Genomic DNA, 1,385 nt, shown 5'->3' on the forward strand with positions numbered 1-1,385 from the left:
GCTTATAGCTAAACGCGAGAGGAGACGAATATCGTCTTCTCTTTTGTTATATTCAAAGCGAGGGAAATGCGTTTTTTGAAATTGTCAAAGTTCTTGTAACCAAAAGCATTGCGCTTGATGTCTTTGATAAGTTTGTTAGTGGCTTCTAACTTAGCGTTAGAGTAAGGCAATTCAATGGCATTGGTGATGTCATCTCGATAGCGAATAAACGTATTCAAGACTGTTTTAAAAGTCTGATTAAGATGTGATGATGTATCGTGAATTAATTCCCAAAAATGCTTAGTATTCCTCTCTTGCAGGTGGAAAAGGAGTAACTGGTAAAGGTCATAGTAATCTTTAAGTTCAGGGACTAGATTAAACATTTTGTTCAAACACTCTTTTGGAGTTAATGTTTCTCTAAACGTTCGAGCATAGAAAGGCTTAGAAGACAGTTTCCTGCTATCTTTTTGAATGAGTTTCCAGTAGTACTTAAGAGCTCTGTATTCCAGAGATTTATCATCAAATTGCTTCATGATTTTGATTCTAGTCTGATTAAGCGCACGGCTCATGTGCTGGACAATGTGGAAGCGGTCGAGAACGATTTTGGCATTTGGAAATAGCCGTCTAATGAGAGGGATATAGCTCCCTGACATATCAACAGTAACGATTTTCACTGTGTTTCTAGCTTCCTTGGAGTACTTAAAGAAATGATTTCGGATGGTAGTTTGGCGTCTGTTATCGAGGATTGTAATGATTTTCTTAGTATTGAAATCTTGGGCGATAAAGGCTAATTTCCCCTTTTGATAAGAGAATTCATCCCAGGAGAGCACTTCTGGCAAAGTGGTGTAATCTTCTTGGAATCGAAATTGCTTGAGCTTGCGATAGACGGTTGAAGTAGAGATAGCTAGCTTAGAAGCAATATAGGTAAGAGCTTCTCTATTGAGCAATAGCTGAGCGATTTTCTGTCTCACCATCTCAGAAATTTGGCAATTTTTCTTAACGAGAGTTGTTTCAGATACCGTGACTTTCCGACAGGCTTTGCATTGAAATCGTCTCTTTTTCAAGCGAATGAGGCTAGGGAAACCCGCAATCTCAATAAAAGGGATTTTAGAAGGCTTTTGGAAGTCGTATTTGATTTGTTTTCCCATACAGTGCTTACATTTAGGAGGGTGATAATCAAGTGTAGCGATGACTTCGATATGGGTATCGTGTTGAATAGCTTTCGTCAAGGTAATATTTTTGTCTTTAATTCCGATAAGCAATGTGGTATTATTGATGTGTTCCATAAGATACTTTCTAATGATGGTTTGGTCGCTTTTCATTATAAGTCTTATGGGACTTTTTTGGTACTCAAAAAGCCCTATAATCTCCAGAGTGGAGTTACCCACTACAGAAATTATAGAGCC

General features: G+C 38.0%; 1 protein-coding gene. It reads right to left on the bottom strand.

Annotation, left to right across the window (positions count from 1 at the left end; all coding sequences use genetic code 11):
* Positions 1-8: 8 nt before the first annotated feature.
* On the bottom strand, positions 9-1,265 hold the full coding sequence (locus tag AKK44_RS08150; RefSeq protein WP_054279272.1) for an ISL3 family transposase: 1,257 nt from the start codon (positions 1,263-1,265) through the stop codon (positions 9-11).
* Positions 1,266-1,385: the final 120 nt, after the last annotated feature.

The sequence above is a fragment of the Streptococcus phocae genome (genome assembly GCF_001302265.1).
Taxonomy (GTDB): domain Bacteria; phylum Bacillota; class Bacilli; order Lactobacillales; family Streptococcaceae; genus Streptococcus; species Streptococcus phocae.